The sequence below is a fragment of the Pseudoalteromonas sp. SG43-4 genome (genome assembly GCF_014164325.1).
In the GTDB taxonomy this organism is placed as follows: domain Bacteria; phylum Pseudomonadota; class Gammaproteobacteria; order Enterobacterales; family Alteromonadaceae; genus Pseudoalteromonas; species Pseudoalteromonas distincta.
On record NZ_JACJFB010000001.1, the window covers coordinates 166,771 to 190,706 of the forward strand.

Below are 23,936 nucleotides of genomic sequence, written 5' to 3' on the forward strand. Positions count from 1 at the left end.
ATTTATTAAACTTCTGATAATGCTGCTCAAATTTATATGTTATTATCACGCCCACAATAATAAAGCGCATGCTTATGCGATAAAAATAACAGGAAAACGCCGTGATCATTTCAACTTATGCTGCATTACTTGCATTCTTTTACATTTATTTGAGCTTTAACGTAATAAAAGTGCGCCGCGCGGAGCAGATATCACTTGGTGATAACGGTAACGCAACGCTGCAACGTGCTGTACGTGCCCACGCTAACTTTATGGAATACGTGCCAATTGCTTTAATTTTACTCTTTTTGGCAGAGTACCAAGGACTTGCTAGCCATTACTGCCATATATTAGGTGGTGCGTTATTAATAGGGCGTGTATTTCAAAATTTAGGCATAGTAGAAAAAAGTCTGAAATATCGCCAAATTGGTACTATTGCTACATTTTTGGTGATTATTGTTAGCGCCTTTTTATTGCTAGTAACACGTGGCTAATTAAAGAAAAGCTAATGAGCAAAATATTTATAATAGGTTTACCGCGTACCGGCACAACGAGTGTGTGCCACGCATTTTTAGAGCTCGGCATTACAACGGCGCATACCGCGTATACTAATGCTTGTTTTGAAAATGCTAACGCGATTGCCGACACTCCCATATTTAATGACTTTAAAGCACTTGATATTCATTATCCAGACTCTAAGTTTATTTATTTAGAACGCGAACTGAGTGCATGGCTACCTTCAATAAAACAGCTTTTAACGCGTATGCACACTAATTTAACCCGTGCAGACGGGGGCTTTAATATTCATATAAAACGCTGTTATTTAAATACGTTTAGTGAGCTTTCGCTTGATAATATTAGCGACGATAGTTACTTAGCAGACTGTTATGAAACACATTTTAATGATGCTCAAACGTACTTTAATAACCGTGACGACGATTTTTTATCCATTGATATAGCAAAGCCTGATAGTTACAAAAAGTTGTGTAATTTTTTAAGATTAGAAAGTGATAAAACTGATTTTGAAAAAATGAATATGGGCGGAAAAGTCACCGCATGGAACGATATTAAACACCCGTTAAAAGTTGAGTCTACGGCTAAAGGGCGCATAGATAAATTACTGCCTTACAAGATTTTTTAAATCAAATACGTTAAAATCCCCGCATTATTATTTAAGTTGTACAGAACATGTTTGAATTAAAATACCACACCCCATTTGAATGGACCGAAGTTGTCCTTGCTGACTTTAATACTTTTTTACAAGATCATGCCGCTGCTGAAAAAAAAGCATCGGGTATGGCTATGTCTATGCTTTCGCATTATCCAGACAAACGTAAATTAGTAAAAGCTATGACCGATTTAGCGCTAGAAGAATTAATACACTTTAAACAAGTACTTAAATTGCTTTTAGAGCGCGATGTAAACTTAGGTGACGACAAAAAAGACCCGTACATAAAACAAATACGTGCACTATTTAGACATGGTCGTGATGGTTTTTTAATGGACCGATTACTGGTTGGCGGTGTAATTGAGGCACGTGGTCACGAGCGTTTTTCTTTAGTTGCACAAGCACTTCCTGAGGGTAAAGAAAAAGACTTTTACGTTGCTATTGCCAAATCAGAAGAAAAACATAAAAACCTATTTGTAGAACTCGCTTACGAATACTTTGAAAAAGAAGAAGTTGATGTTCGCCTAGAAGAGCTACTTATAGCTGAAGCAAAAATCTGTGAAAGCATCCCGTTTACAGCCGCTTTGCATTAATTAAAACTAGCGCAGAGCTTATTTTACTCGCTTTGCGCCATACCTCTCTGCTCTTACTCCTTTGCTAATCTCTTCATGAATTGTTGATTTGCAATTTGCGAATCAAAATAATAAAAACCACATTTATAAACTTCAATCTACTGATAATAAAAATAAAAACCCTTGGTCTCATACTTGCTACCTATTCAATAAGCAAATTGAGGGAAAAGCTTATGTTAAAGTTTATTTTTATACTATTACTAATATCTTTTACCGCCATGGGCAGCGAAAGTCATTTAGATTATATAGAAAATGCAAATGGTGAGCGGGTACAAAAAGTATCGCACTTGGTTAAATGGACGCATACTCGCTTTGTGTTTACCCGTGATATTTCTCGCATTGCACTAGGCCACGAAACAACACTTGATGTGAACGTGGTTAATGGCCGTGAGCTACTAATTTTAGCTAAAAAGTTGGGCCGTACATCGATGATGGTATGGTACGACGATAAAAGCTCTGAAACATTTTTACTTGGCGTAACCGAAGATTACAGCGTGCTTGAAAATGCCCTCAACGATATTCATCCTGACGTGCAGCTAACCATAGCGCCTGATCGCCATGCTGTTGTATTACGTGGTGAAGTACCGACTATAAATTATCGTCATGCCGCTTATGAAGCTGCAAAAAACTACCTTTATGCCAGTAGCTCACAAGCATCACAACCCGTTATTACCTCAAATCCTAACCAAGGTATGTTTAATTCACTTGCTCAACGCTTGCAAGGCTTAGGTAACGCAAACGGCGGCAGCTCTCAAAACTCGAGTAAAGTCGCTATTATTAATTTAATAAAAGTAACTCAAGCACCCAAGCCAAAAGAAGAGCGTATTAGCGAAGTAATTAAATCAATGGGTGCAGATAAAGTAACTATTAAGCGCATCTCGGTTGATGAATTGTCAAATGACGACAACGATGTGTTTTTACTCTCGGGCTCTGTAAAAAATCAGATAGAGCTAGTGCGCTTATTAAATACAATTAATAAATTATTCGAACCAGAGCAAGCATTACAAAATCAGGGTTCTCCTCTTGACCCTAATAATTTAATGGGCGGCGCAACGCAAGATAAAAGTTCAGGTATTGAAGTGCTTGCCAACGAGTCAGGTGGTTTAATAAATGATGCTACCTCAGGGTTAAACTTAAGTAATGTAAGTTCTAATATTGCCAGAGCAACGCTTCTTTCAGTGGCTGGCGGTAAAGTTTTGTCGAGCATTGAAGTTGAAGATTTACCTCAAGTGCGTGTGTCGGTGCAATTATACGAAGTAAATCAACGTAGATTAAAGCAATGGCGCCCAGATATTAGCGTGCTCTCTAATGGGTATGAAAAAGAAGCGGGATTGTTTGGTCGTGACGGTATGACTGAACGCGAATCAGGCTCTGCAACAATAGAAAATGCGCTGCAATTAATTGGCGGTCAATTAACTAATAACTTACAGCTTTCTACCTCACAGTTTGCCATTGATATGTTGTTTTCATTACTTGAACAAGAAGGTATTTCTCGAACGCTTTCTCGCCCTACAATCACGGTTTTAGCTGGTGAAAGTGCCGTATTTAAGGTCGGTGGAGAAGTACCCGTACCTACAAGTTATAGCCCTTCAGGAATTACAAGCGGGCAGCAAGGTAGTAGTGGGTCGGTGTTTAGCGGCACAGAATTTAAATCATTCGGAGTTGAATTAAATGTACGCGCTATGGTTGACGACAAAGACAGAATCACACTTGATCTAAACCCAGTAATTTCACTACCCGATACCACGTTAACCGCCGAAATTGCACAAAGCACAGGCAGCAGTTTAAACAGTAGTGCATTTAATACACGCAGCATGCAAACGTCAACGCGTTTAAAAGATGGGCAGCCTCTTATCATTGGTGGCTTAATTAGCACTGATAACAATGCAAGCCACGACTTTGTACCTGATGGCAACGGCAATAGTATGCTTGGAAAGTTAAGCGAAACAACCAGTAAAAGTGAAAACAACCGCGAGCTTATAATTGTTGTAACTCCAAACCTAGTGCGTGAACCAATTAACACATTACGTTCGTGGGAACACGCAAATATAGACACCCAGGTACTTAGCTATATACAGGAGCAAGGGCTATGAAAATATTTTATATTATTTTACTGCTTACTTTATCGGGTTGCGCTCATATTGATTACAAGCCAACAGTAAATCCTTACAGTGCGTTGGGTGACATAGTAAAAAAATACCAATTAAATGCCCAACCATTAAAGTGCGAAGGTATTAATGCAAGTAACTGTTTGAACTTAGTCCATGAGGTGAATCAGCTCATGCTTGAACACCCCGATAACACAGCAATACTGTCGATATCGGCCTATGTACTTTATAAAAGTGGCCGTGCTAATCAGTCTCAACAAGTTATAAACACTCTACTTAATAAAGCTAACCCGCCATTAAACGCAATTACTTTAGGGGTTACGTTAGCAATAGAGCAAGGTAATTTAGCTAAAGCAAAAAGCATTGCTCAATACGGCGTTGATGTTTTTAGTACACATGCTTCACCATACCTACAAATGGCCTCTATACATTATACTCAGGGTAGTTACGTTATAGCTTCAAACTATTTAGAGCTTTCGGTTAAGTTTGGTTTAAATAGCACCGCCTATTTTTACCATAAAGGGTTAATTGAAGAAGCGAATACTAATAATTTATTGGCCTGTGGCTACTATGAGCAAGTTTTACGTGCAGAACCCACGCATCAAAAAGCACTTGCTAGGCGCGGAAAACTCTCCGTTTTAGGTAATTGCTACTCTTAAGGCCTCAGGGCCTTTTTTATGCCTACAATTTGGCATTATTAAGGAGCCAAAACCACTTTATTATTTATTAAAAATAGGAGTAAAGCTTTCGCTCATCCTACGTTTTATACGTAATCTCACAAGTCTCATTTTAATATTGATTTGCATTTTGCAAATCAAAAATAAAAAAAGCTAAAAAACACACACATAAAAACTATAACAACTTGTATTTAAAAGCTATTTTCAATTGGCATGGTCCTCGCTATATATAAAGTGAGCATAAGCTCTCTTAATTTAAAGGCTACGATTATGAAAACTATTAAACATAACTTAAATGGCAAAAAGCAAAAAGGTTTTGTACTAACGTCAGAGCTAATCATTCTTTCTACATCAATGGTAGCAGCACTTGTAATTGGTTTATCTACATTACGTGACTCGGTAACCAGCGAGCTTGAAGATGTAGCTGAAGCAATTGGCTCACTTGACCAAAGCTATGTATTTGACGGGATGATTAACGCCGAAGGCACAGCTGAAGTGTCTGGCTCTGGGTTTGTAGATTCAGTTGACGTGTACGCAGGCGATGGTAGTTCATTCACTTTTGTTGCATCAGACTTTAGTGAAAGTGCCGCACTTGTTAATGCAACACCAAGCGGCGATGCTGCAACACGTACAGCAGCAGGCGGTTCACAAGGTAACTAACGCAAGGTAACCAGGTTTGAATACCAAGCTTAAGGCTCACTGCCACAAAATTGTGGCAGTGAAAGTTACTCCGGAGGAATATTATGAAAAGTAAAAGTAACAAAGGCGCAACCACAGCGGCTCTCACATTACTCATCACCTCTGGCATGTTAGCTTCGGCTTTGGGTATTAGACAGGTAAACGATGAAAATAGCGTAACAGCTTGGGTAGTAAACAAAAATATGTCGGCCGGTCAAACAGTAACCGTTCACGATGTTGAGCAAAAGAGTATAGATCCAAGTAACTATTCAAATATTGCACTGAGCGTTCAAAACCCACGTGCATTAATTGGTCAAAAATTAGCAACTAATAAAATGGTTGAACAACCATTATTTGACACAGATTTTATCAGAGCGAAAAGCCAAAATTTATCAGAAGCCATACCGGCAGGGCGTGTTTTATATACTTTAAAACTAAACACCTTGGATATTCCGCTTTCGCGCATACACAAAGGTGACCGACTCGACATAGTCGCTAAAACTAATCGCTTAGTAAGAACCGTTGCCCGTGATGTACAGCTTATTGGTGTTTCAAAAGGTCCTAAATCGCAAGCTGCTAAAAGTGGCGTAATGGATAATTTAGCTAAAGAGTCTAATTCTGCTACAGGCGGTGTTTCATTAGTCCTCGCGGTACTTCCAAAAGATGTTTATTCGTTGGCGGGTATAGATAACGCTGACAAAGTTTCAATTATTGTGCATAGCGCTTATGACATTGAACAAGGTCGTTTGCAAAACTTTTCACGCTTACAAACCAGTCGCACAATCGAAGTGGTTAAAGGCGTTAAAAATGAAGCTGTATATGTAGCTAAGTGAGTTTTTATGTTTAATTTATCAAGCAAACATGAAGAAGTTCAAACCAGTTTAAGTACCTTTGAAGAGCTTAAAAAGCTATTGCATGATGCCGTTATCGAAGAGTACGAACAAGAACCAACCGCGCTTTTATCAAGTAATGTTCTCGAAAAAATCTCTGCATTGTGCAGTGAAATCCCACAATTCAATCAATCTTCATTTAATCAGCATCAAAAAGAGCAGGTTGTTCAGGTTGTATTTGATGAAATTCAGGGTCTGGGTCCTATTGCACAGTTTATGCTGGACGATCAGGTAAGTGATATTTTAATAAACGACACGCAAGATATTTGGATTGATAAGCAAGGCAAACTACTTTGCACAGCCAGTAAGTTTGATGACGAACGCCATTTACGCCGATTTGTTGATCGCTTACTTGATGGCTGTGGTCGCCAGGTAAATGCGCTTATGCCAATTGTTGATGGCAAATTAAAAGATGGTAGCCGTGTTCATATTATTGTACCGCCTGCGTGTACCGGCGCCGCTATTGTGTCTATTCGTAAGTTTAATCATAAAAAAATAAACGATGACTTTTTAGTTAATAACCATTTTTTAGATAAAAACATCTTATTATTTTTAAAAAGTGCAGTTAAAACAGGCGTTAATATTTTAGTCTGTGGCAATGCGGGGGCTGGTAAAACGTCATTATTGAACGTACTTGCCAACTCAATTAATCCAAACGAACGTGTTGTAACCATTGAAGAAAGCGCTGAGCTTAATTTGCATCACAACCATGTTGTGCAATTGGAAGCCCACGACACTAACAGCGATGGTAAAGGTGCAGTAAGCCTAAGAGATTTAGTAAAAGCAGCCCTTAGAATGCGCGCAGATAGAATACTTGTAGGTGAGGTACGCTCAGGCGAAGTAATCGATATGCTCCAAGCAATGAACTGTGGCCACCAAGGTTCGATGACGACCATACATGCTAACAGTGCAAATGATGCCGTTATTCGTTTATCTACCTTAGTGCAGTTACACAATGCACAACTGAGCGATACCCATACAAGTTCGCTAATCGCGTCGAGTATTCAGCTCATAGTTCATGTTTCTCGCTCAACTAATGGCATCCGCACTCTAAAAAGTATTGGTGAAATTAAGCGTGTTAATGGCGGGGCACAATTTAGCCCGCTTTATAGTATTAACGAAGCAGAACCAGTACAAAGTGATTTAATAGATAACTCAAGTGTTATTGAGTTTATGAAAGGTCAAGGCGCAAATGCACAAGAATTGAAAGCATTACTGCACAATAACCCGGAGGCTAACAATGACTAAACTTGATTATTTATTAGCTATTGCGGCGGTTATAACTTTTGTACTGGCTGCGAGTGTATTGGCTTCTTTGTATGTGAATAATAAAAGCAACCAAAGCACTAAAAAAGCAGATATTTTAGAAGAAAAAGATGTCCTTACTCTGTCACTACGAGTGCTTGGTTTAAATATTAGTAACGCCTGGTTTATAAGCATGGCGTGCTCGCTCTCTAGTAGCTCCTGGTTTTTAGCTAAATTATATTACCCAGAGGCATCAACCAGCGCGTTTATTATTTCAATCGTGGTCTTTGTAACCTGTTTTATAACTGTGATTGACTTGGCTCATTATAAATTAGCAAAATTTGAGCATCACTTTTTAGAATTTATTGAAACCGTACAATCGTGTTTAAGCACAGGGCTATCGCTACAGCAATCAATGCACTTTGCTGATGAACATGCAGACCCATATATAAAAAAACAAAGCACCTTACTAATACAACGCATGAGCATGGGTAGTGATGCCGAAACGTCGTTTGCCCCATTAATTGAAAGATACAACTGCGAAACCGTAAGATTGTTTGCTCATAGCATCATTACACATACACAAAGCCAGTGCGATTTGACCGACATGCTAAAAAGCGTATGCAACATGATGTCGCTAATAACTCTCGACCGCCAACAGCTGAAAGCTAAGCTTTCCGGTACTAAATACGCTGCTGTGTTTAGTGGTTTTTTACCTTACGCACTAATTCCTTTATTTAGCTATACCGATCCAACCTGGTTTGAACCATTATTAAACGATCCTAATGGGATTGCATTTATAACGGTTGCGCTTCTTTGTCAGCTATTTGGCTTTTTATGGCTACGCCTTAGCTTAAGGGTAACATTATGATTGATATACTTTTACTTATCGGGCTTTTAGTAAGTATGGGCTCATTTATCCATATTCATAGGCAATCGCTTAAAGTCGAATTAGATAAACCCGATACTAAAAACATTAACTGGTATCCGCTAATTATCATCTCTAAACGTCAACTAAGACAAGCAGGGATTCAAATTAATAAAATATTAATAAGCCTGTACTGCTTTAAAGTGGCTGCTACTTTTAGTGCATTTACGGTTATAGAGCTAACAGGGTATGAGCTGAGCCAATCGATTAAATTATTACTGTGTTTTATGTGTTTTTTTGCACCCGAATGCTGGTTTTTATTACGTAAAAATCAACGTCAAACCACTATAAATAACAGCTTAGAGTTTTTTTTACGGGTGTTACTGGTTTACATGCGCGCTGGATTTTCACTAGAGCGTTCATTTGCACTGGCGGTTGATCATGGATTGAGTCAAAAACACCCATTATACAAAGAGCTAAAGTTATTTTTATTCGAACTAAGTGCAGGTAAAGATCGTGAATTTGCATTTAATTCACTTTTTGAAAGAACCGGCGTATTAGGAATTAAAAAACTCGCAAACTTAATGTTAATAGGGTCAAAACTTGGTACGCCACTTATCCAAGCAGTAGAGGCTCAACTTGAAGGCCTAGCTTTAAAAAAGAACATTTTACTCGCTAAAAAGGTAAACAAAAAAGCGATGCACACAACCTTTCCCATTATCTTAATTTGTTTTCCGATGTTTTTGGTATTGGTGTTTTTTCCCGCAGCATTACAAGTAATGAACGTACTTAAAATGCTTGTAGAAGTGTTATAGGAGCCTGATATGAAAAAGCATTATCAACAAGGGTACATACTTACTATTGAGCTTATATTAATTATAACTATTTTAATTATTGGCTCAATTGGTGGGGTGATTTTAGTAAGGGATGCCCTTATTAAGCGCCATCAAACTAAGGTAGATAATCAAATTACTGTAGTTGATGCTAACAATAGACCACTCGGTATTGCAGTAAGTTTTGATGAGCATCAAGCACCACTCATTTTTTATACAGATCGTGGAGCAAACAACACGTACAGGGCATTAATAGGCATAAGAGATGATAGGTTTACCTCGCGAGAAGCTGTTTATTACGATGCTCCAAATTGCCAAGGTAACCCGTGTTTAAAGGGCTTAAGCGACGAAGCAACAGACAGCCAAGGTGTCAGCAAGTTAAATAATACCGGTAATGTAAGTTATATAAATGCGCTGCAGCAAGGTCCAAATTACGCAATAGGGCAGTTAGGTAACAGCGTTATTGGTCAGTTATTAAGAAGCACGCCACAACAATGCCCTGCTAATAGTGAACAAATTCTATCTCGTTATGTATCCCAAAAAGTAGTAACAGGCTCACCTTGTGAAAGCTTTGAAATAGATAAGCAACCAGCCGACAGCAGTTGTTTAGTTGGAGTAACAGCTTTAGGAAATCCACTTTTAGGTACAAGCGATCAAGGTTTATCACAATCGTGTGATACATGCCAAACAGGGTACGAATCGCAAGGTGACATACTTGATTTATATTTACCTCAGGTAGAACCGCTTTTAAATACAGCCCTTAATGCGCTTTCATTAGTAGGTATAGGCACAAACGTTGATATAGAGCTTGGCACAATATGCTGCCCAGAAGGTACACGCTTAGAAGATGATGAAAACATTGTAGAAACACTTGTTTTCACTATTTTACAAACCACATTTGAGCTGGTCGGTATCGATTTAGTAAATAACCTTATCATTAGTGAAACACTGAGCTTAATAGGGATTGAGCCAGGTATTACATATTGCAAAACATCACTTAATTTAGTTAATGCAGAACAAGTAATTAATATCACCACAGGCGAACCTGCTCTTAGTAGTTTAACGCCACCATTTAAAGTTTTACTGCCAGTACATAGCGGCCAAAACAGGACAACGTGGATACATACTCCCCCAAAAGGGGAAGGAGAACGTCAATGAACGCCTCAAATATATTTACCTCACATGCTAATTTAGCAGATACACCAACTGATGAAATATCAACAGAAATTAAAGAAACGCTAACGCTACTAAAACAGTTTTATGATGTTCCAATTGTTAAATTTATCGATTTTAGAGAGGTTTATTCAGAGCAGTTAATAACCTGCAACGATAAAGAAAGTGTAGAAAATGAGTTATTAAGCTATCAACTACGCTGCACACAAGAAAAACTATATTTATTTGAAGATACTTTTTTTGATGATGTATCAAACAACACGCACAAATTAATTCGTTTTTATGCACAATATCCAATTTATAGTGTCACTAATAAATTAATTGGCGTAGTGCTGATGGCTGATTTAGCACCTAAAACATTAATAGGTTCACAAAAAAATCAGTTTATTTCATTTGCTCAATTATTGCAGACACAGTTAAATAAAAATTCAGATTCAGTAAGTAATCAAAGTACTAATCCTGTGAAAAAAAATTATGGGGAAAAGTATATTCATGTATTTAGTTTAGCGCCCGTGGCATTATTAATTGCATTAGTATTATGCTCATTCACTGCATTACTGCTTTATACTATAGAAAAAAAGGAGCTGCAAAGTAATTACAATGAACAAACTCAGCAATTACGTAAAACGTTATTTAATGCTTTAGAGCGATTTGATAATCAAGGATTATATATATCGCAAAAAGATTTAGTTATCGCAGGCTTTTTACAAAGCCAAAATAGCTATACAAAAGAGCAGCTTAATGATTTAGTACAGAGTCAGGTTTCACAAAGCTTAACTTATAAAGGGTATATTGTGTTTGATTCTGAGTATAACCAACTTGCACTTTGGTCAAAAAATAATTTTGATTTAGCCGCGTATGGATTTAAAAACTGGTTAGAAAAATTCAATAACAGAGCGAATAAACAAGCAGTAGAAGTATTTACTGTTGCAGATACGGCCTTCTTAATTTCTGAAATAAAAATTAAACAAGGCTCTATTTATACACTTACAGCATTTGATTTAAGTAAGTTTTTAAAAGCCGTTATTGGCAAATTAAACACTGAAAATTATAACGTTTTTATAGCAACACCACAGTTTACTTTAGGAAAACAAGGAGAAGTTAGCCCGAGTATAATTAAAAATAGTATTAGCGCTTTAAGTAGTCGTTTTCCACCTACATGGCGCTTACATGTGCAACCTATGAATAAAATAGTACGCCCACAAATAACTAAATATAGTTTAATTAGATTAGGGTTAATCTCTTTTTGTGTATTTGCCTTTGTGTATTATTTTTTACGTTTGCCAAGACGTTTACACAACGAAATAAAACAAAAAAATCAGTTAATACTCAATAGAGAAGAGCTTTTTTCAAGTTCTCTTGATGCACTGCCGCATGGGTTTGCTATTTTTAATAGCCACGAATTTCCTGTGATCACCAACAATGCATTTAACCTTTTATTTGCACAAGTGAATAAACAAAATAGTCAGCTATCGTATAGCCAGCTAATAAGTATTGCGCAGCAGAATAATATTATAAATCACTACCATGAACATCATAAGCTTGATGATGATCGTAACCAATTAATAGATATAGGTTTTACCGACGGGAAGTGGATAACTGTATTACAAAGACATACAGATTTTAATGGTTTCGTTTGCTACTTTAGAGATGATACAGATGCACATCAAAAAGAATGTTTACTCGCTGATGTTCTTGAAAAATCAAAACAGACAAATCAATTAAAAGAAAAATTTGTTACAAGGCTTAGCCGTCAGTTAAAAACGCCTTTCTCATCTTTAAAGTCATTAGTTGAAATATCTAAAGATCCAATAAGCTTTAACGAATTTAAAAACAATGTGGGGAATATTTCTGATGCATGCGACCAGCTCGAAAGTGTAATTCAACAACTCGTAAATATAAATAAATCTGAAATAGGTAAGTTAAAACTACAGGCCAAAAACGTTAACCTGAATCATATGATCAATAATAATATTTCGATTTTAACTAAAGAAGCTGAAAACAAAAAAATAGTTCTTAAAAATAATATTACGCCTGAGTTAACCGTAGTAAGCGATGAAAAGTTAATTTCTCAATTGGTTATTCAGTTAGTGACAGAGGTTTTGGATTCGTCAAATAATACAACGCTATCTATTAACGCTCAGATTAAAAATGAAAGTAACCGTAATTACTTACACCTAGACTTTTCATTAAGCAATTTAATCGACAGTAGTTACTTTATAGCTGAGCTTAAAAGTATATCGGGTGATGATATAGCACGCCTCATAGATGATAAATACGTGTCATTAGAGTTAAAGTTTTTTATCTCAATATTTAAAATGTTAGGTGGTAAAGCGATAACTGTAAGTAGTAACGCGAATAAATCAACGATAACGCTTTCTATGCTGGTAAAAAAAGTAACGAAGCAAGATAAAGACAATGTGCAAAAAGTACCAAGTAGCTCATTAAATACTCATTTAGTAAAAGCGAGTTTAGTGACTAATAAGCAACAAAACACGCTACTACTTGTTGATGACGATCCACTTGTAGAAATTGTGATTAGGGCAATGCTAAAAGATCAGAATATCATAATAGATTACGCATGCAGTGCGATAGAGGCTATGTTGATGGTTTCGCAAAATAGTTACGACATTATTCTAATGGATATAGTAATGCCAGAATTGTCGGGAACTGACGCTATGTTAAAAATTAAAAAACACAGTGATAATTCTAAAACTAAAATAATTGCGCATACATCGACACCCGATACAGAATCTAAATATGTAAATCAGGGCTTTGATGACGTGTTATTAAAGCCAGTGAAACAAGGTGTTTTAATAAACCAAATAACACGTATTTTAAAAAGATAAGCCGCTGGGGTAATAAATGAAAAACATTAATGAAAATATGGCAGAAGTTATCGAGTTTAAAGTAACGCCAATAAATAAAACTAAACGACTACTTTTAGTAGATGATGACTTACTAATAGAAATAGTAATAAGAAAAATGCTTAATGAAGAAAATATTTTAATAGATTTCGCATCAAGTGCTATAGAGGCGCTATTGATGGTTTCTCAAAATATTTACGATATTATTTTAATGGATATAGTAATGCCGCAATTTACAGGCACTGATGCAATGCTAAAAATCAGGAAGCATGCTGACGCATCAGCAACAAAAATTATAGCTCATACATTTAGTGAAAACGAAAATAGTGATAATAAGTACGTAAAGCTTGGGTTTAACGGTCTTTTGTTAAAGCCAGTTAAGCAAAGCGTATTAATTGAAAATATTAGAACTTTCTTGGAATGATAAATAGAAACAGTAGGGCGGTTAACTATTTTTATTTATAGCTTATTAAAAAATTAAATTATAATTTTTTAAAGACTAATATTTATTTAGTGCTTTTGTGTATATGAACCTTTAATTTATTTAAATTTGTAAAAATCCTTTAATTAGAATAATTACTTCAAATTATTACAAACTACGCTTTTGTAATTGTTGCATGTATACGAGTCATCGTTTCACACTTTTTAAAGCGGTTTAATAATCTCAATTATTAAACGCTGTAATATTATAAAGTTAGTAAATTTATTTAGCCTAGAGCCCACCTATCACAAGGGTTTAACTTTTAAAACATTAATATTTTTTAATAACTAATAGATACTCATCTTGGGATGGAATTTGCTTTATAAGGTTATATTCTAATTTTATAGTTTATTAAACATTATAATTTTTAAAGTTAACGAGGCAAAATTATGAGCAAAACACAGTACGTTACAGTAGAAGGTCATCAAATTGCTTATCAAGAAATGGGACAAGGCACACCTTTATTATTAATACATGGCATACCAACCAACAAATTTCTATGGCGAAATGTGATGCCCAAACTCGCATCAGAACATCGAGTAATAGCGCCTGATTTACTAAACTTTGGTGAATCAGATATGCCAGTTAACACCGATGTATCTATAAATGCGCAATGTAGAATAATGTGTAAGTTTATGGAAGAACTCGGTATTTCTAAAGTTAATATTGCTGCACATGACATTGGTGGTGGTGTTGCTCAATTAATGGCGGTAAATCATCCTGATAAAGTAAACGGATTGGTTTTAATAGATAGTGTATGTTTTGATTCTTGGCCAATACCAGAATTTGAACCTTTGCTAGAACCTGGTGTAGAAGAAAAGACAAGTGTAGCTGAATTTGTTGATACATTAAGAGATTTCATGCCTAAAGGTGTATACGATTCTAGCGTAATGACTGAAGAGTTAATGGAAATATACTTAAAACCATGGAGCAATGAGCAAGGAAAAGCCGCTTTATTTAGCAACATGCGCAGACTCAATAAAGAATATACACAAGCTATTGCAGGCGATCTTAAAAGCTTACCTCATGAAACACTCATATTATGGGGTGAAGAAGACAAATTTCAAAAGCCAAAATATGCGCCAATGTTAGAAGAAGCAATTCCAAATTCTTCATTGGTTTGGATAGATAAAGCCGCACATTGGGTTGTTGATGAGTATCCAGATAAAGTATCTGAGCTTATTAGTGAATTTATGAATGATAAAAAATTCTAAAGTCTCAGCAAGTACATCAGTATGATAGTTAAAAATCCATTAAATTCAACATCTTGAATTTTACTGGATGAAATATCTACTAGGAAGTTATTGTTCATACCGCTTGGATATATTAATAACCAAGCGGTATTTTTATATGTTCAAGAAGCTAATAGCGTAAATGGGAAAAACATTAACTATTAAGATAAGTAGGTTAATGCTTATTAAATAGTCAAAATTTCGCGTTTATACGTTAATTAATGAAGGTGAGTAACTTAGTTATGTATTTATTTATGCAATTTAACATAATATAAATTATAGGTAGTTAATGTATATATAGAAAGAGCGCCTAAATGCGCCCTTGCTATGTCCAATACTAGACGGTATCGGACATTAAGTGTTTTTATTACAATAACTAGTATTACTAATACAGATACTTTATTTATCAATTTGTTTAATCAATACTAAGTAAACGCTCAGCTGTATATTCGTTAGTAATTAATCCACTGATCATGTTTGACCTTACTGCGCCCAAAATGGCTAACACTTTTTCTTCACCAGCAGCTATCGCATAAATCTGTTTGTTAGCTTTTGTTTTTAATGGCGTACTTGCTACACGCTGATTAACTGTGCAATCTAAAAGCTTACCGTTTTTATCAAACACCCAACTAATCATTTCACCAACAGCACCCAAATCTTGTAACTCTTTAAGTTCTTGCGCATCAATAAAACCATCTATATGTAATGGCGACTTTTCACCTAAGCTACCAATACCCACAAATGTTACATCGGCATCTTTAGCGAGTTTTAAATTACCGGTAATATTTTGTTGTGCGTGTAATTGTTCTTTTTCTTCAATGCTTCTTGGTAAAACTGGCAATGGCATTGGATAATGTTTTGCATTGGTGTGTTCGGCCATTCTTACTACAACATCATAAGGTGAAGCCGATCCATCCAAAGCCATATTGCCTAGCATTGCTACAATTTTATGTTGCGGACAATCAACGGTTCTTAGCTCATCTACACATGAACGTAAAACTCGACCGGTTCCCATAGCAAGTACTTTGGGTTGTTCTGATTTTAAATGACGTTCTATTTCTGCCGCGCCAGCTTGAGCCAAACCTAATGTAGATGAAGGTTCAGATGGATCGCTCGGTACAACTTCACACGAATCTAACCCAAAACGGCTTTTTAATTTTTCGGCCAAATCCATACATTTAGCAATCGGGTGGTCAAGTCTAACTTTAATTAATCCTTGGCTCACAGATAATGCGACCATTCTTTGTGCAGATTGACGAGATATATTTAGCTTTTTGGCAATTTCATCTTGTGTGTTACCGCCAACATAATATAACCACCCTGCTCTGGCTGCATCATCTAGCTTTCTAATTTCTGTATTTGATAGCTTTACCACGTAAACCTCTTAAAATAGAAGGAAAACTAAGTCCTTATTTTCATCACATAATTTTAATTATATGTGCTGCTATATAAATTATTTTATTAATTTTGGATTATCTATTTATCAATAACGTTTTTGTTATTTATAGTTTTAAATATACCATTCCTTAATAAAAAATACCTAGGTTTCATAGGATTATGTAATTAGAATTTAGTTAATAGCACCCTTATAAAGGTGCTATTTACGGTAATTAAAGATTGGCTTTAGCGAATTGTTAAACCGTTATTATCAAACTTTAATACTTTATCATCCGGTGCGCTTAGGTAAATACTGTCGCCATATTTTAACGGACAATCACCATCTGCTTTTACTGTTACGGTCCCTTTGCCTTCAATATTTATATGTAAAAAGCTCTCCGACCCTAAATGTTCAATTACACCGACAGTACCAGCCCACGTTCCTTGCTCAGTAGAGAGTGTTATGTGCTCTGGTCGTATACCAATACAACTAACATTCGCATTTTCATTTTGTGGAGCATCTATAAAATTCATTTTTGGAGAGCCAATAAAACCAGCTACAAATTTGTTTACTGGGTTTTTATAAAGCTCTAAAGGTGTTCCTACCTGTTCAATAATACCGGCATTAAATACCGCGATTCTATCTGCCATTGTCATAGCTTCAACCTGATCGTGCGTAACATAAATCATTGTTGTAGCTAAACTTTTATGTAATTCAGATATTTCTAAACGCATATTTACACGTAGTGATGCATCAAGATTTGAAAGTGGTTCGTCAAATAAAAATGCCGAAGGCTGACGAACAATTGCGCGCCCTATCGCTACACGCTGGCGCTGACCGCCCGATAATTGCCCAGGCTTTCGGTCTAAATAATCGGTCAAATTAAGAATTTTAGCGGCGTTAGCAATTTTACTTTCGATTTCTGTAGGGCTAACTTTGGCTCTTTTTAAAGGAAAAGCAATATTGTTACGCACTGTCATATGCGGATATAACGCATAGGATTGAAACACCATTGCTAAGCCTCTTTTTGCAGGCGGTGTTTTTGTAGCGTCAATGCCGTCAATTTCTATATTACCACTGGTGGTATCTTCAAGACCTGCGATCATACGAAGTAATGTAGATTTACCACAGCCTGATGGCCCAACAAATACGATAAACTCACCGTCTTTAATTTCTAAGTCGAGCGGTTTAATTACGTTAACTTCATCAAAGTTTTTAGTGACTTGTTTTAGTGTGATGCTGCCCATGTGTATTCTCCTATTTTACTGCGCCGAAACTTAATCCACGCACTAATTGTTTTTGACTAAACCAACCAAGTATTAAAATTGGCACAATGGCCATGGCAGATGCTGCCGATAACTTAGCGTAAAATAACCCCTCAGGGCTTGAGTAACTGGCAATAAATGCCGTTAAAGGTGCAGCATTTGCAGCGGTTAAAATAAGTGTCCAAAAAGCTTCGTTCCACGACAAAATTATATTTAACAATAGCGTTGAGGCTATACCCGGTAAGGCTATTGGTAATAAAACATGAAATATTTCTTCTCCAATTGTTGCGCCATCCATACGTGAAGCTTCAAGTATTTCGTTTGGTATTTCTCTAAAGTAGGTGTACAGCATCCATACCATTATTGGTAAGTTAATGAGTGTCATTACAATTACTAAACCTAATTTTGTATCGAGTAGCGCAAAGTCTCGAAACAATAAATAAATCGGAATAAGTACCCCTACTGGCGGTAACATTTTGGTAGAAAGCATCCACATTAATAAATGCTTAGTTTTTTTAGTTTGTACAAAAGCCATAGACCAAGCTGCAGGTACCGCAATTAATAACCCCAGTAAACTTGAACCTAGTGATATAACTACAGAGTTCCAAAAATGGTTAAAGTATGGCGAGCGCGACAGTACATCTCGGTAATTTTCGAGTGTCCAATCGAATGCATATAAGCTTGGACTTGCTGAAATTGCTTCAGCTTCCGTTTTAAAGCTGGTGATTAACGTCCATAAAATTGGAAAGAAAATCATGCCGCTTATTGTCCATGCAGCAATGGTATAAATTAGTTTGGAACGACGGCTATCTTTTATAGTCATAATTAACCCTCCAAGTTTTTGCCAATTAAGCGCATTAAAAATATAGCGACTATATTTGCAATAATAACTGCAACTATGCCCCCTGCCGAACCGCCGCCTACATCAAACTGAAGTAGCGATTGCGTGTAAATTAAGTACGTTATATTGGTTGACGAATAACCAGGACCGCCACTGGTTGTAACTAATATTTCAGCAAAAATTGACAGTAAAAATATAGTTTCGATTAATATAACCGCAGTTACAGCGCGCGATAAGTGCGGTAAAACGATGTAAAAGAACTTACTAAATGGGCCAGCTCCGTCTAAATCAGCCGCTTCTAATTGTTCACGGTCGAGTGATTGTATTGCTGTTAGCAGTATTAAAGCTGCAAACGGTAACCACTGCCAAGACACAATTATGATGATTGAAAATAGCGGCATTTGAGCAAAAAAGTCGATAGGTTCAAAGCCAAGCCAAATAGCAAAGTGTGCAAATAAGCCATTAACTGGGTTCATTAGCATGTTTTTCCATACCAATGCCGACACAGTTGGCATTACAAAAAATGGGGCTAGTACCATAATGCGAACGTAGTTTCGTCCCCATATTGCTTGGTCTAGTAAAATAGCTAAGCTAATACCACCACAAATAGTGATAAGTAAAACCCCAGTTACTAGGTAGAGCGTGTTAAAAAATGATTCAAAAAAAGCCGGATCTGTTAGGAAAAATTCATAGTTTAAAAAGCCTACAAACTCTTTATCCCCTGGAACGAGTAAGTTGTAATCAATAAAAGAAAAATACAGTGTCATACACAGCGGAACTATCATCCAAGCAAGTAATAAAATTACACTTGGAAGAAGCATAAACCGAGCAAGCGTGCGCGAGTTAGTTGTTGCCATAAAGGTGACCTTAAAAAAGCCAATTCTATTTACTTGTTAACTATCAAGTGAAAATCAGAAACCCTTGATAGCGTTTATAACTAACAAGTAAATAGAATTGACATAAAATATTGGGTAAGTTTGAGTACTTACCCGCCCATTACATGCTATTTAGGATAGCGAGCTTTACGCATTGTTCGCTCAACGAGGTGCTGAGACGTACTAAGCGCTTGCTTAACGGTCATTTGGCCAGTTAATGCTGCTGAGAATTGTTGCCCAACAGCTGTACCAATTCCTTGAAACTCAGGAATAGCAACAAACTGAATACCTACATAAGGCACCGGTTTAACGGTTGGATTTTTAGGATCTGCAGATTGGATAGAATCTAAGGTAATTTGCGCAAACGGTGCTGCGTCCATGTACTTTTGATTACTGTAAAGTGATTTACGTGTACCTGGCGGTACTTTTGCCCAACCTTTTTTGTCAGCTACAAGTTGAGTGTATTCTTTTGATGTCGCCCAGCTAATAAATTTCATTGCGGCATCTGGTTTTTTGCTGCTTGCCGGTACGGCTAAAGTCCAAGACCATAACCAGTTACCGCGTTTACCTAGACCATTATCTGGCGCAAGTGCAAACCCTACTTTATCGGCAACTTCTGAATCTTTTTTGTTAGTAACAAATGCGCCTGCAACGGTTGCATCAATCCAAATACCACATTTTCCGGTTTGAAAAAGTGCAAGGTTTTCATTAAAACCGTTTGCAGATGAACCAGCAGGACCAGATTCTTTCATCACATCGACATAATACTGAAGGGTATTTTCCCACTCTGGGGTATTAAACTGAGGTTTCCAATTTTCATCAAACCAACGCGCACCAAACGAATTTGCCATGGATGTAATAAGCGCAACGTTTTCGCCCCAACCTGCTTTACCACGTAGACAAAGGCCATAAACACCTTCTTTTTTATCTGTCATCGCTTTAGCAGCTTTGCGTATAAAGTCCCATGTTGGGGCTTTAGGCATTGTCAGCCCTGCTTTTTCCATTAAGTCAGTGCGGTACATAACCATTGAGCTTTCGCCATAAAATGGCGCAGCATAAAGCTTGTCGTTAATCGTTAAACCGCTTCGAATTGCCGGAATTAAATCGTCTAAATCGTAGTTTTCACCTAAATTATCTAGCTCTTTTAGCCAATTTTGCTTGCCCCAAATTGGTACTTCATAAGTACCTATGGTCATAACATCGTATTGGCCGCCCTTTGTTGCAACATCGGTTGTGACACGTTGGCGAAGAATGTTTTCCTCTAGAGTAACCCATTTTAGATCTATATCCGGGTTTTGGCTGGTAAAGTCACTGCTTAATTCTTTCATGGTGATCATGTCACCATTGTTAACAGTCGCTATTGTGATTGTTTCTTTTGCCGCAGCGCCCATGCTTATAAAGCCACACGCGAGCATAATTAATTTATTTTTCATCGGGTATTCCCCATACACGTTATGTTTTAACAAGTGCTATTAAATTTCAATCTATTACCAATTCTATTTATGGCAGTTTTAACGCATAAAACTGCCCGCAAAGTGCCTTTTTAGGTCCTTTGTTTAAATAGTTAGACTAGTTTGATAATGATTTAAAATTTAACAGATATTTCAGAAGTGAAGCCGTCAAATCCTTTACCGATTTGGCCGCCCGAATTAACACCTTCTTCTTGGTTAACATACTCAACTTTTAAAAGCGTTTTATCGTTAAACCAGTAACCTGCGGCTACTTGAATACGCTCTACTGTGTTGTCTGTTTGTTCAATTAAGTCGGAAGTGTTATCGGCTTCTGCATAACGAGCCGCTACATATAGCTTTTTAGGGATTAGATATTGTTGTGCTTCAAACACGAAGTACTCAACCGATGAGTCGCCTTCTATTACACTGTTTGAATCAAAAGTAGTGCCATTTTCATCAGCTATGCCGTTTGTACCAAAGTAGGTAATACCGGCAACTGCATTACCAGCGGCATCTGCAAATGTGTAATCATCAGACGATTTACCAACCATAAAAATTAAGCTAGTTTCGTCAGATGGTTGATAAGCTAAGTTAAGCTGGATGATTGATTGCTCAAGCCCTGGCATTGCGCCAACGTGAGTGTCACGCTCGTTTGAAGGTGACGCTGAGAAATTATAGTTTTCACCATCGCCAAAGCGATAGTTTGTTGTGGTTACACCATCAAGACTTGCTACGCCATTTTCAAAACGTAACTGGTCGCCTTGATTCGCTTTTAATAAGTTTAAGCCTGCTTTAAAGCCACCTTCAAATTCTAGAGTACCTTGAAGTCGGTAGTTATAACCTCTGTCTTCTTGAAATGCTTCACCGAAACTTGAAGTCGTAATGTGACCTGTAACATTATAAGCACGTACTACACCACTATCGAAAGTTTCGCTGTAACTAAGCTGTGCGCCGTTTTCTGCGGTTGCGTAATCGGTAATACCATTACCAATAAGTGCATTACTTTGGTTATCTGCGCCGTCTTGAAAACCTTTAAATTGAAATGGTGAGCCACCAATATTACCCAAACGCAGTGTTAAATTTGCGTTTTCTTTTGGTGTGCCATATAGACCTAGTAAGTCAAATTCAACACCTGCAAAATCGTTGTGAAATGAAAAGTCACGATCTTCGCCACCAAAGTCATTAGGCTCTTCTGCAATATCTATATCGGCAGTGATGAACTCGTTAATATGAAATTTAAGCATTAGATTAGCTCTAATACGGCCAAATCCTGATTCTTGTTCTTCATCTTCTGGACGAAATGCACCATCTTTAGCCTGAATTGACTGAAAGTTTTGCATTAGTAAAAAGTCTACGTTAACGCGATCTAAATATTCAGAAATATCAGCCTGTGCTGGAGCCGATGTAGCCATAGCTGCCGCTATGAGAGAAATTGCAAATTTAGTCTTTTTATTATTCAACATAATAAGCTCTTTATTTAGTGTGGTGTGTGATGCCAACTTTATTAAATTGCATTTTCATTTAATGAAATTGGTATTAATTCAGTGTGTATAGATGAGGCTGACTGAGCAAAACATTAAGTGGTCAATGAAACTGCACTTGTGAGCATAAGCCCATCTGCTGAGCATAATCACAGAATGAATTTAGAAGGTCAACGATTTTTTATTACAAAACGTTTACAAAAAATCGAATTCATATGTAAATATTTTTGAATCAATAAGTTAAGTAGCAAATTTGTTACATCAAATTTTGATGGAATGTTGTATTGGATTAAGGAATTTCTTATGAATACGTCATTATTGTTCATTACAATTAATGAAAATATAAGTTAGTAGAAGATATGAGAGCAGATAATCATTTAAAAATACGTTGTTGGGCAAACCTATAAACAGTTTATTTATTGGTGTTTTTTAAGTAACGTTCTTGAGCTTATGATGGGGTTAGCTTAGTATTAAAGCACTTAGATGTATTCAAAATAGAAGTAACCTACATATGGAATTTGTTCGCCCGCTAGAGCCCATCCTCATTATTGATGACGTTAAGGAAATTCGTGATTATCTAAACCAAATTTTAACTGACTTAGGGTTTGAAGATATATTAGAAAGTGCTGATTTTAGCTCTGCCAAACCTATTATGGACAATAAACCGCCAGGCGTTATATTTGTAGATGTAGATTTACCAGACTCTAACGGTGCAGAGATATTGGAATACATTAATAGTGCTTACCCGCACACTCATGTTGTTATGTGTTCGGGCCACAATAGTCTCGAAAACGTACAAAACACGTGGGAAATGGGCGCTAAAGGTTTTATTGCAAAACCTTTTAATACAAAAAAAGTAGACACTGTAATGAAGCGTCTAGAAATAATAGAATAATAATAAGGTTAGCATGCATAGTACTGTTACTGCGATTATAGAAGATCTTTCGAGTGTTATATTTGGTAAACAACAACAAATAAAACTGGCACTTACATGCTTATTTAGCGAAGGGCATTTACTCATTGAAGATTTGCCTGGCATGGGAAAAACCACTCTTTCTCATGCATTGTCAGCTGTGTTAGGTTTATCGTATCAGCGTATACAGTTTACCAGTGATCTTCTCCCTGCTGATATTCTGGGTACTAATGTATTTAACTCTACCGAGCACAGTTTTACGTTTCATAAAGGCCCTATTTTTAGCCAAGTTGTTTTAGCTGATGAAATAAACCGCGCAGGGCCCAAAACACAAAGTGCGTTGCTTGAAGCAATGGAAGAGCAACAAGTAACAGTTGATGGAAAAAAATATACGCTGCCAAATCCATTTTTTGTGATTGCAACACAAAACCCGCTTTACCAATCAGGTACCTACCCGTTACCTGAGTCGCAATTAGACCGATTTTTAATGCGCATTAGCTTAGGTTTTCCACCTAAAGAAGCCGAAAAACGCTTAATTTTGAATATGCAAAAACGAGATTACAGCCAATTACCTAAGCGTATTAACCAACAAGAGTTAGCGGCAATTCAAACTCAGATAAGCCAAATTTCTTTAAGTAGCCCGGTTATTGACTACATTATAGAGCTTGTTAATTACACACGCACAAGCAACGCTTTTGCATCATCGTTATCACCTCGTGCTAGTATGGCTTTGGCTAAAGCAGCTAGGTCGTGGGCCTTTATTGATGGTCGTGATTTTGTAATGCCAGAAGATGTTCAAGCCGTATTTGTAAGTGTGTGTCAGCATCGATTAGGTTTGCATAATGAGTCAGGTGAAGCACAAGTAAACGATATTTTAAAAAACGTATTAGTTCCGGTATAA

Annotated in this window: 22 protein-coding genes; 16 read left to right on the forward strand and 6 right to left on the reverse strand. The window is 36.7% G+C overall.

Going from position 1 to position 23,936, the window contains the following annotated elements; translation table 11 throughout:
- Nucleotides 1–101 precede the first annotated feature (101 nt).
- The 14 genes from H5160_RS00750 to H5160_RS00815 all read left to right on the forward strand — a co-directional run bounded on the left by H5160_RS00750 (nt 102) and on the right by H5160_RS00815 (nt 14,813).
- Nucleotides 102–473 (forward strand): MAPEG family protein, encoded by a 372-nt coding sequence (locus tag H5160_RS00750; protein ID WP_024604385.1) that lies wholly within the window; start codon nt 102–104, stop codon nt 471–473.
- Between the two features lie 14 nt (nt 474–487).
- Entirely contained in the window at nt 488–1,120 is a 633-nt protein-coding gene (locus H5160_RS00755) for a sulfotransferase (RefSeq protein ID WP_182736394.1), read from the forward strand.
- A 47-nt stretch (nt 1,121–1,167) separates the two neighbouring features.
- Nucleotides 1,168–1,740 carry a tRNA-(ms[2]io[6]A)-hydroxylase gene (locus H5160_RS00760; RefSeq protein WP_007586685.1) on the forward strand — a complete coding sequence of 191 codons (573 nt, stop codon included), beginning with the start codon at nt 1,168–1,170 and terminating at the stop codon, nt 1,738–1,740.
- A gap of 212 nt (nt 1,741–1,952) precedes the next feature.
- On the forward strand, nt 1,953–3,872 hold the full coding sequence (locus H5160_RS00765; protein ID WP_182736395.1) for a pilus assembly protein N-terminal domain-containing protein: 1,920 nt from the start codon (nt 1,953–1,955) through the stop codon (nt 3,870–3,872).
- Nucleotides 3,869–4,546, forward strand: a complete 678-nt coding sequence (locus H5160_RS00770; RefSeq protein WP_182736396.1) for a lipopolysaccharide assembly protein LapB — start codon at nt 3,869–3,871, stop codon at nt 4,544–4,546. Before H5160_RS00765 ends, H5160_RS00770 begins: the two co-directional genes overlap by 4 nt.
- Nucleotides 4,547–4,834: 288 nt before the next feature.
- Nucleotides 4,835–5,224: a hypothetical protein gene (locus tag H5160_RS00775; protein WP_076925982.1), complete on the forward strand. Its 390-nt coding sequence runs from the start codon at nt 4,835–4,837 to the stop codon at nt 5,222–5,224.
- Nucleotides 5,225–5,307: 83 nt separating this feature from the next.
- Nucleotides 5,308–6,075 carry a hypothetical protein gene (locus H5160_RS00780; RefSeq protein WP_182736397.1) on the forward strand — a complete coding sequence of 256 codons (768 nt, stop codon included), beginning with the start codon at nt 5,308–5,310 and terminating at the stop codon, nt 6,073–6,075.
- Between the two features lie 6 nt (nt 6,076–6,081).
- Complete coding sequence (locus H5160_RS00785) at nt 6,082–7,380, forward strand: CpaF family protein (protein WP_182736399.1); 1,299 nt, start codon at nt 6,082–6,084, stop codon at nt 7,378–7,380.
- Nucleotides 7,373–8,248, forward strand: coding sequence for a type II secretion system F family protein (locus H5160_RS00790; protein ID WP_182711254.1), 876 nt, complete (start codon nt 7,373–7,375; stop codon nt 8,246–8,248). The genes H5160_RS00785 and H5160_RS00790 overlap by 8 nt, the downstream gene beginning before the upstream one ends.
- Nucleotides 8,245–9,060 (forward strand): type II secretion system F family protein, encoded by an 816-nt coding sequence (locus H5160_RS00795; protein ID WP_169043649.1) that lies wholly within the window; start codon nt 8,245–8,247, stop codon nt 9,058–9,060. The genes H5160_RS00790 and H5160_RS00795 overlap by 4 nt, the downstream gene beginning before the upstream one ends.
- Nucleotides 9,061–9,069: 9 nt before the next feature.
- A complete protein-coding gene (locus tag H5160_RS00800; protein ID WP_182736156.1) occupies nt 9,070–10,236 on the forward strand; it encodes a hypothetical protein in 1,167 nt (388 codons plus the stop codon).
- Nucleotides 10,233–13,100, forward strand: a complete 2,868-nt coding sequence (locus H5160_RS00805; protein ID WP_182736401.1) for a response regulator — start codon at nt 10,233–10,235, stop codon at nt 13,098–13,100. The genes H5160_RS00800 and H5160_RS00805 overlap by 4 nt, the downstream gene beginning before the upstream one ends.
- A gap of 16 nt (nt 13,101–13,116) precedes the next feature.
- Nucleotides 13,117–13,542 carry a response regulator gene (locus tag H5160_RS00810; protein WP_076925984.1) on the forward strand — a complete coding sequence of 142 codons (426 nt, stop codon included), beginning with the start codon at nt 13,117–13,119 and terminating at the stop codon, nt 13,540–13,542.
- Nucleotides 13,543–13,988: 446 nt separating this feature from the next.
- Nucleotides 13,989–14,813, forward strand: coding sequence for an alpha/beta fold hydrolase (locus tag H5160_RS00815; RefSeq protein WP_182736402.1), 825 nt, complete (start codon nt 13,989–13,991; stop codon nt 14,811–14,813).
- A 433-nt stretch (nt 14,814–15,246) separates the two neighbouring features.
- Here H5160_RS00815 and H5160_RS00820 read toward each other — a convergent pair whose 3' ends face one another.
- The 6 genes from H5160_RS00820 to H5160_RS00845 all read right to left on the reverse strand — a co-directional run bounded on the left by H5160_RS00820 (nt 15,247) and on the right by H5160_RS00845 (nt 22,104).
- Nucleotides 15,247–16,206, reverse strand: a complete 960-nt coding sequence (locus H5160_RS00820; protein ID WP_182736403.1) for a sugar-binding transcriptional regulator — start codon at nt 16,204–16,206, stop codon at nt 15,247–15,249.
- Between the two features lie 248 nt (nt 16,207–16,454).
- Complete coding sequence (locus H5160_RS00825; RefSeq protein ID WP_182693430.1) at nt 16,455–17,456, reverse strand: ABC transporter ATP-binding protein; 1,002 nt, start codon at nt 17,454–17,456, stop codon at nt 16,455–16,457.
- Nucleotides 17,457–17,466: 10 nt separating this feature from the next.
- Nucleotides 17,467–18,297: a carbohydrate ABC transporter permease gene (locus tag H5160_RS00830; RefSeq protein ID WP_182693431.1), complete on the reverse strand. Its 831-nt coding sequence runs from the start codon at nt 18,295–18,297 to the stop codon at nt 17,467–17,469.
- A gap of 2 nt (nt 18,298–18,299) precedes the next feature.
- The gene (locus tag H5160_RS00835) at nt 18,300–19,172 is read right to left on the reverse strand and encodes a carbohydrate ABC transporter permease (protein WP_182733522.1); all 873 of its coding nucleotides are present in this window, start codon (nt 19,170–19,172) and stop codon (nt 18,300–18,302) included.
- A 146-nt stretch (nt 19,173–19,318) separates the two neighbouring features.
- Nucleotides 19,319–20,623, reverse strand: coding sequence for a sugar ABC transporter substrate-binding protein (locus H5160_RS00840; protein ID WP_007377152.1), 1,305 nt, complete (start codon nt 20,621–20,623; stop codon nt 19,319–19,321).
- Nucleotides 20,624–20,775: 152 nt separating this feature from the next.
- Nucleotides 20,776–22,104 (reverse strand): hypothetical protein, encoded by a 1,329-nt coding sequence (locus H5160_RS00845; protein WP_182736404.1) that lies wholly within the window; start codon nt 22,102–22,104, stop codon nt 20,776–20,778.
- 529 nt (nt 22,105–22,633) lie between these two features.
- On the opposite strand from H5160_RS00845, the gene H5160_RS00850 reads away from it, so the two are divergent.
- Nucleotides 22,634–23,017, forward strand: coding sequence for a response regulator (locus tag H5160_RS00850; RefSeq protein ID WP_002960883.1), 384 nt, complete (start codon nt 22,634–22,636; stop codon nt 23,015–23,017).
- Between the two features lie 13 nt (nt 23,018–23,030).
- Nucleotides 23,031–23,936, forward strand: a complete 906-nt coding sequence (locus tag H5160_RS00855; RefSeq protein ID WP_182695959.1) for a MoxR family ATPase — start codon at nt 23,031–23,033, stop codon at nt 23,934–23,936.

What these genes read in the sequence shown, in the direction of transcription:
- H5160_RS00790 (WP_182711254.1), top strand. Translation starts at nt 7,373, where the DNA reads ATGACTAAACTTGATTATTTATTAGCTATTGCGGCGGTTATAACTTTT.
- H5160_RS00785 (WP_182736399.1), top strand. Translation starts at nt 6,082, where the DNA reads ATGTTTAATTTATCAAGCAAACATGAAGAAGTTCAAACCAGTTTAAGT.
- H5160_RS00855 (WP_182695959.1), top strand. Translation starts at nt 23,031, where the DNA reads ATGCATAGTACTGTTACTGCGATTATAGAAGATCTTTCGAGTGTTATA.
- H5160_RS00800 (WP_182736156.1), top strand. Translation starts at nt 9,070, where the DNA reads ATGAAAAAGCATTATCAACAAGGGTACATACTTACTATTGAGCTTATA.
- H5160_RS00845 (WP_182736404.1), bottom strand. Translation starts at nt 22,104, where the DNA reads ATGTTGAATAATAAAAAGACTAAATTTGCAATTTCTCTCATAGCGGCA.
- H5160_RS00830 (WP_182693431.1), bottom strand. Translation starts at nt 18,297, where the DNA reads ATGACTATAAAAGATAGCCGTCGTTCCAAACTAATTTATACCATTGCT.
- H5160_RS00805 (WP_182736401.1), top strand. Translation starts at nt 10,233, where the DNA reads ATGAACGCCTCAAATATATTTACCTCACATGCTAATTTAGCAGATACA.
- H5160_RS00795 (WP_169043649.1), top strand. Translation starts at nt 8,245, where the DNA reads ATGATTGATATACTTTTACTTATCGGGCTTTTAGTAAGTATGGGCTCA.
- H5160_RS00840 (WP_007377152.1), bottom strand. Translation starts at nt 20,623, where the DNA reads ATGAAAAATAAATTAATTATGCTCGCGTGTGGCTTTATAAGCATGGGC.
- H5160_RS00760 (WP_007586685.1), top strand. Translation starts at nt 1,168, where the DNA reads ATGTTTGAATTAAAATACCACACCCCATTTGAATGGACCGAAGTTGTC.
- H5160_RS00755 (WP_182736394.1), top strand. Translation starts at nt 488, where the DNA reads ATGAGCAAAATATTTATAATAGGTTTACCGCGTACCGGCACAACGAGT.
- H5160_RS00770 (WP_182736396.1), top strand. Translation starts at nt 3,869, where the DNA reads ATGAAAATATTTTATATTATTTTACTGCTTACTTTATCGGGTTGCGCT.
- H5160_RS00835 (WP_182733522.1), bottom strand. Translation starts at nt 19,172, where the DNA reads ATGGCAACAACTAACTCGCGCACGCTTGCTCGGTTTATGCTTCTTCCA.
- H5160_RS00810 (WP_076925984.1), top strand. Translation starts at nt 13,117, where the DNA reads ATGAAAAACATTAATGAAAATATGGCAGAAGTTATCGAGTTTAAAGTA.
- H5160_RS00765 (WP_182736395.1), top strand. Translation starts at nt 1,953, where the DNA reads ATGTTAAAGTTTATTTTTATACTATTACTAATATCTTTTACCGCCATG.
- H5160_RS00825 (WP_182693430.1), bottom strand. Translation starts at nt 17,456, where the DNA reads ATGGGCAGCATCACACTAAAACAAGTCACTAAAAACTTTGATGAAGTT.
- H5160_RS00775 (WP_076925982.1), top strand. Translation starts at nt 4,835, where the DNA reads ATGAAAACTATTAAACATAACTTAAATGGCAAAAAGCAAAAAGGTTTT.
- H5160_RS00780 (WP_182736397.1), top strand. Translation starts at nt 5,308, where the DNA reads ATGAAAAGTAAAAGTAACAAAGGCGCAACCACAGCGGCTCTCACATTA.
- H5160_RS00850 (WP_002960883.1), top strand. Translation starts at nt 22,634, where the DNA reads ATGGAATTTGTTCGCCCGCTAGAGCCCATCCTCATTATTGATGACGTT.
- H5160_RS00815 (WP_182736402.1), top strand. Translation starts at nt 13,989, where the DNA reads ATGAGCAAAACACAGTACGTTACAGTAGAAGGTCATCAAATTGCTTAT.